Below are 6,204 nucleotides of genomic sequence, written 5' to 3' on the forward strand. Positions count from 1 at the left end.
AGTCAAGTCAGCGCTCGTCCTGGGGGCCTCTCTGGCGGCCGTCGGAGACCGCGGACGGGCCCGAGTCCTGATCTTCGACGCGCTCGCCGACGCCACCGGGCACGGGCTGCTGCCGCTCGTCTGGCCCTGCGCCATGGTGCTCGCCGACATCGATCCGGACGAAGCACCGGCGCACCGGCGCACGGCGGCGCACGCCCTGCACTGTGTGTTACGAAACTGCGACCCGACCGCCCGGAGCCTCGCGATGGCGTCGCCATGGGTCCCGACCTGGCTGTTCTCGAGTTGGTCCGATTAGGTGAACGCACCGAGACGGGCATCCGGCGGATTTGTTGACAGATTTACCACCGGATCGTGTCAAGGTTCGGTGCGCAGCGTCCGATAGGGGAATTGGAACGTCACTCGGCTGCAGGAAGGAGTCCCCGTGACGACGGTCTTGATCTGCGATGACCGACGCAGCGTGCGGGAGGGTTTGACCCGTGTCATGTCCGCTGTACCAGGGGTCAGTCGCATCGACTGCGTAGCGCACGGTGACGAGTTGCTCGCCCGCTTCTCTAGGCAACCGGTGGACGTTGTCCTCGTCGGCACCCAGCGCGCCGTGCCCACCGGTGTGGAAGCCACGCGACGGCTCGTCTCCGCGAACCCGCAGGCCAACGTCATCGTCTTCGGCGCGCCTGACGACGCGGGAAGCATCGCCGCCGCTATCGCGGGTGGCGCCCGCGGATACCTCCGCTGGGACGCCTCGCGTCCGGAGCTTGTGGCCGCCCTCGCCCACACGCTCGCCAGCACGTCGGTGCCCGCGCCGCGGCAGCCGTCGGACCCGGGCGTCCAGCTCACCGACCGCGAACTGCAGGTTCTTCGCGGCATGAGCCAGGGCAAGAGCAACGGACAGATCGGCCGCGAGCTGTACCTGTCCGAAGACACCGTGAAGACCCACGCCCGGCGGTTGTTCCGCAAGCTGGGCGTCCGTGACCGCGCCCAGGCGGTCGCCCACGGATTCAGGCGCGGCCTGGTGTCATAAGCCAGTGTCGGCGGCGAGCCGTGCGTGCCCGTGGCAATACGGGCACGCACGGCTCGCCGTGTTTTCGCCGTCGTGACGCTGCCCACTCCGGGACCCCCCTGGCATTGGGCGGTACCGTGGGTGCCGACGTGCTGAGGTGAGCGCCTTGGACCGTGTCCATCAATCGACCGCGCTAGTAACGCCAAGGCTGCAATCTGCGATGACCACATTGGGGGACGGACTGGACGCTTCGGTAAGCGCTGCCGTCGAGGGCGACCCTCAGGCGATCGGACGTGTCCTCGCGTCTGTTCGGCCCCTCGTAGTGCGCTATTGCCGTGCCCGTGTCGGAAGGCAGGAACGCTCGTTCGCCTCGGCGGACGACGTGGCCCAGGAGGTGTGTCTCGCGGTGTTGACGGCACTGCCTGGCTACCGCGACCAAGGTCGGCCATTCCTCGCGTTCGTCTACGGGATCGCGGCGCACAAGGTGGCCGACGCCCATCGGGCCTCCGCACGCAACCGTGCCGAGCCCGTCGCCGACGTGCCCGACGAGCCGGAACTCGACGCGGGTCCAGAACAGCGAGCCATGCAGGGAGAACTCAGCAGGCGGATGAGTGATCTACTGCGTGTTTTGCCCGACAAGCAACGTGAGATCGTGGTGCTGCGCGTCGTGGTCGGCCTCTCGGCGGAAGAGACCGCCGAGGCCGTGGGCTCCACCCCGGGCGCTGTCCGGGTGGCCCAACACCGGGCGCTGGCCCGGCTGCGCAAGACATTGTCAGCGGAGGAGGTGGTCTGAGTGTCCGACCAGGGCAAATACGACAGACGTCGTGATGACGAGGCAGAACTCACCCTGCCGAGCTCCGAGAACGCCGACAACACCACGGTCGTTCCGGTCGACTTCGGTTCGGGTGTGCGCTTCGGCGACGACTTCGACCTGACCGGGCCGGGTCGCGACCCGTTCGGCAGGCTCGGCGCGTCCGACTTCGACGACGACGCCATCGACTTCTCGCTCGTGCACGCCGACGACGCCTTCCTCGACGCGCTCGGCGGCGCGATCCGCGGTGAGGTCCCCGACGAGACCAGCGTCCGCGACGACGAGCTCGCCGCGCTGCTGTCGTCCTGGCGCGACGACGTGGACGCCGAGCCCATCAAGGAGCTCGTCGACACCAAGTACGCCGTGGCCACCGTCATCGCCGCCAAGGCCCGCAACCGCCGCAGGCCGCGCCTGCTCGTGCCGTTCGCCGCGGCCGCCGCGGTCCTCGCCATCGCGTTCACCGGCGCCGGTCTCGCCGCCAAGGACGCCCAGCCGGGCGACACCCTCTGGGGCCTCACCCGCGTCCTCTACGCCGACCACGCGCGTTCCGTGGAGGCCGCCGCGTCGGTCCGCCAGGACCTGAGCATCGCCCAGACCGCGCTGGCCCAGGGCAAGCTCGCCGAGGCCAAGGACAAGCTCGACGAGGCCCAGAAGGGCCTGCCGTCGGTGTCGTCGGAGGACGGCCAGGCCGACCTCGCGGCGCTGCACAGCAACCTGGTCTCCCAGTTGCCCGGCAGCCCGGCCAACGAGGCCGCGCCGCCGCCGTCGGCCAACCCGACCACCGCCGCGCCGTCATCGGTTGTGCCGACCACGACGCCGACCACGCCTGAGCCCTCCTCGCCGAGCTCGCCGCCGTCGACGACCCCGAGCGCGCCGACGAGCACGACCGAGCCGACGACGACGTCGGCGACCGCGCCGCAGACCGAGCCCCGCTCGGACCCCGCGACCACCGACGGAGGGTCCATTCCGAACGCTGGTCCGGGCACGCAGGCCGAACCGCCGCTCGCCACCCCGTGATCACCTGACAAAGGGCCCCCGCCGATCCGGCGGGGGTCCTTTGCGTGGGTCAGCTCAGTGCGCGGTCTCCGAGGCGGTCACGCCGTCGGCGTAGCCGCGGCAGTACTCCCAGCTCACGTACGCGTGGGGGTCCGGGTCGAACGCGGGCTCGTGCGGCCGCATGCGGCCGTCGTTGAGCAGCTGTTCGAGGCTGGCCGCGAGCAGCGCCCAGTCGTGGAAGTGCGGCTCCTGGCACTCGCCGCAGTCCACGACGATCCCGCGCACGCCACGCGGCTGCAGGAGCGCCTGATAGACCGCGAGGTCGGCCAGGTCGTCGAGGAGCTCGACCCGTTCTTCGCCGGACATCGGAACGCCCGACTCCTCCTGCGGCTCGTCCAGCGCGCGGGCGGGGTCGTCGGGATCGCCCGCGAACGGGTCCGGCGGGAGCGCCCCGGAGGGTCTGTCATCCCACGGACCGCCCGGGAAGGGGCTCGGCGGAACTGAGTCATGCGGCACGACCACGCACGGTACCGGGCCGACCCGCGCCCGCGCCCGGATACCATGGTGGAACCGTGCACTTCGCGACCCCGAGCGACCCCGCCGTGCGGCCGCAGGCCACCCCCGAACCCCCGGTCCGGCCACCGGGTCCGCCAGCCATGCAGGAAGGTCCGCCACCCACCATGACCAGCGAGCTCAACGCTGACGGAGTCCCCCACAAGTTCGCCACCTTGGGCCTCACATTCGACGATGTCCTGCTCCAGCCCGCACAGTCGGATGTGATCCCGAGCACGGTCGACACGGGGACCCGGATTTCGCGCAATGTCACGCTGCGCATCCCGCTCGCCTCGGCGGCGATGGACACCGTCACCGAGGCCCGCATGGCGATCGCGATGGCCCGGCAGGGCGGCATCGGCATCCTGCAGCGCAACCTGTCGATCGAGGAGCAGGCGCGCGCGGCGGAAACGGTCAAGCGGTCCGAGGCGGGCATGGTCACCGACCCGGTCACCTGCTCCCCGAACGACACGCTCGCCGAGGTCGACTCGATGTGCGCGCGATACCGGATCTCGGGCCTGCCGGTGACCGACGCCGAGGGCACCCTCGTCGGCATCATCACCAACCGCGACATGCGCTTCGAGGTCGACCACACCCGTCTGGTCAGCGAGGTCATGACCAAGGGCCCGCTGGTCAACGCCCAGGTCGGGGTGTCGGCGGAGGCCGCGCTGGGGCTGCTGCGCAGGCACAAGGTGGAGAAGCTGCCGATCATCGACGGCGAGGGCAAGCTCCGCGGCCTGATCACGGTCAAGGACTTCGTCAAGACCGAGCAGTACCCCAACGCCACGAAGGACCCGGATGGCAGGCTCATCTGCGGTGCGGCCGTAGGCGTCGGCGACGACGGCTACAAGCGCGCGATGACCTTGTTCGACGCCGGTGTCGACGTGCTGATGGTGGACACCGCGCACGGCCACTCGCGCGCTGTCCTCGACATCGTGACCCGGCTGAAGAAGGAACTCGGCGACGCGGTCGACGTGGTCGGCGGCAACGTGGCGACCCGCGCGGGCGCGCAGGCGCTCATCGACGCGGGCGCCGACGGCGTCAAGGTCGGCGTCGGCCCCGGCTCCATCTGCACCACCCGCGTGGTCGCCGGTGTCGGCGTCCCGCAGATCACCGCGATCTACGAGGCCGCGCAGGCCTGTGCCCCGGTCAAGGTCCCGGTGATCGGCGACGGCGGCATCCAGCACTCCGGCGACATCGCCAAGGCGATCGCCGCGGGCGCCAGCGCGGTCATGCTCGGCAGCCTGCTCGCGGGCACCGCCGAGTCGCCGGGCGAGCTGATCCTCGTCAACGGCAAGCAGTTCAAGAGCTACCGCGGCATGGGCTCGCTCGGCGCCATGCAGTCGCGCGGCGAGGCCCGGTCCTACTCCAAGGACCGCTACGCCCAGGACGACGTGCTCGCCGAGGACAAGCTGGTCCCCGAGGGCATCGAGGGGCGCATCCCGTTCCGCGGGCCGCTGTCGAGCGTCGTGCACCAGCTCATCGGCGGGCTGCGCGCGGGCATGGGCTACACCGGCTCGCGCACCATCACCGAACTGCAGCAGGCGCAGCTCATCCGGATCACCGCCGCGGGCCTCAAGGAAAGCCACCCGCACGACGTCACCATGACCGTCGAAGCGCCGAACTACACCACTCGCTAGTCAGTGCACTGAGAGGAACACCCAAGTGCGGGATCTTGTCGACATCGGCATGGGTCGGACCGCCCGGCGGGCCTACGGGCTCGACGAGGTCGAGATCGTGCCGTCGCGGCGCACCCGGTCGTCCAAGGACGTCTCCACCGCGTGGCAGATCGATGCCTACCGGTTCGACATCCCGCTGATGACCCACCCGACGGACGCGATCGTCTCGCCCGCCATGGCGGTGGCGGTCGGTCAGCAGGGCGGGCTCGGGGTGATCAACGCCGAGGGCCTGTGGGCCCGGCACGCAGGCGCCGAGAAGGTCCTGGCCGACCTCGTCGAGGCCGCCGACGCCGATGACGAGGGCGACCCCGGCCTCGTCGCGACGCTGCAGGAGCTGCACGCGGCTCCGCTGCAGATCGACCTGATCACCGAGGCGATCAAGCAGGTCCGCGATTCGGGCGTGACGGTCGCGGCGCGGGTCAGCCCACAGCACGCCGCCGAGCTCACCCCGCACCTGGTCGCGGCCGGTGTCGAGATTCTCATCGTGCAGGGCACGATCATCTCGGCCGAGCACGTGGCCCGCGAGGAGACGGCCGAGCCGCTCAACCTCAAGGACTTCATCGCCGACCTCGACATCCCGGTCATCGCAGGCGGCGTGCACGACTACCGCACCGCGATGCACCTGATGCGGACCGGCGCGGCGGGCGTGATCGTCGGCTACGGCGACTCCGGTGGGGTCACCACGACCGACAGCGCGCTGGGCATCGGGGTGCCGATGGCGACCGCGATCGTCGACGCCGCGGCCGCCCGCCGCGACTACCTCGACGAGACCGGCGGCCGCTATGTGCACGTCATCGCCGACGGCGGGATCTACACCAGCGGCGACATCGCCAAGGCGATCGGCTGCGGCGCGGACGCGGTCATGCTGGGCGCGCCGCTGGCCATGGCGAGCGAGGCGCCCGCCAAGGGCCTGTACTGGACCCCCGCCGCCGCGCACCCGTCGCTGCCGCGCAGCAGCGTGGAGCGGGTCAACTACCGCGAGCCGGTCGACTTGAAGACGCTGCTGTTCGGTCCGTCGTCGGACCCGGACGGCGTGGTCAACCTGTTTGGCGCGCTGCGTCGCGCGATGGCGAAGACCGGATACTCCGACCTCAAGGAGTTCCAGAAGGTCGGGCTGACGGTCCGCTCGTGAGGAAGGTCGTCGCGGCGGTCGGCCAGGTCGTCCTGGC

Annotated in this window: 6 protein-coding genes and 1 pseudogene; 6 read left to right on the top strand and 1 reads right to left on the bottom strand. The window is 70.7% G+C overall.

Annotated elements, in window-relative coordinates:
* The 4 genes and pseudogenes from ACRDSQ_RS32925 to ACRDSQ_RS32940 all read left to right on the top strand — a co-directional run.
* Positions 1-295: pseudogene (locus tag ACRDSQ_RS32925) on the top strand (hypothetical protein); the annotation flags it as partial.
* Positions 296-421: 126 nt separating this feature from the next.
* Positions 422-1,018: a response regulator transcription factor gene (locus ACRDSQ_RS32930; protein WP_018682728.1), complete on the top strand. Its 597-nt coding sequence runs from the start codon at positions 422-424 to the stop codon at positions 1,016-1,018.
* Positions 1,019-1,217: 199 nt separating this feature from the next.
* Positions 1,218-1,790 (top strand): sigma-70 family RNA polymerase sigma factor, encoded by a 573-nt coding sequence (locus ACRDSQ_RS32935; RefSeq protein WP_187218371.1) that lies wholly within the window; start codon positions 1,218-1,220, stop codon positions 1,788-1,790.
* Positions 1,791-2,825: an anti-sigma-D factor RsdA gene (locus ACRDSQ_RS32940; RefSeq protein ID WP_431426592.1), complete on the top strand. Its 1,035-nt coding sequence runs from the start codon at positions 1,791-1,793 to the stop codon at positions 2,823-2,825.
* A 54-nt stretch (positions 2,826-2,879) separates the two neighbouring features.
* Here ACRDSQ_RS32940 and ACRDSQ_RS32945 read toward each other — a convergent pair whose 3' ends face one another.
* Positions 2,880-3,320 carry a DUF5319 domain-containing protein gene (locus ACRDSQ_RS32945; protein ID WP_431426594.1) on the bottom strand — a complete coding sequence of 147 codons (441 nt, stop codon included), beginning with the start codon at positions 3,318-3,320 and terminating at the stop codon, positions 2,880-2,882.
* Between the two features lie 164 nt (positions 3,321-3,484).
* Here ACRDSQ_RS32945 and guaB point away from each other — a divergent pair, with 164 nt between their 5' ends.
* Complete coding sequence (guaB, locus tag ACRDSQ_RS32950) at positions 3,485-4,996, top strand: IMP dehydrogenase (protein WP_431426598.1); 1,512 nt, start codon at positions 3,485-3,487, stop codon at positions 4,994-4,996.
* Positions 4,997-5,021: 25 nt separating this feature from the next.
* On the top strand, positions 5,022-6,167 hold the full coding sequence (locus ACRDSQ_RS32955; protein WP_431426596.1) for a GuaB3 family IMP dehydrogenase-related protein: 1,146 nt from the start codon (positions 5,022-5,024) through the stop codon (positions 6,165-6,167).
* Positions 6,168-6,204 lie beyond the last annotated feature (37 nt).

It is taken from the genome of Actinokineospora sp., assembly GCF_050699995.1.
Taxonomy (GTDB): Bacteria; Actinomycetota; Actinomycetes; order Mycobacteriales; family Pseudonocardiaceae; genus Actinokineospora.

What these genes read in the sequence shown, in the direction of transcription:
- ACRDSQ_RS32935 (WP_187218371.1), top strand. Translation starts at nt 1,218, where the DNA reads ATGACCACATTGGGGGACGGACTGGACGCTTCGGTAAGCGCTGCCGTC.
- guaB (WP_431426598.1), top strand. Translation starts at nt 3,485, where the DNA reads ATGACCAGCGAGCTCAACGCTGACGGAGTCCCCCACAAGTTCGCCACC.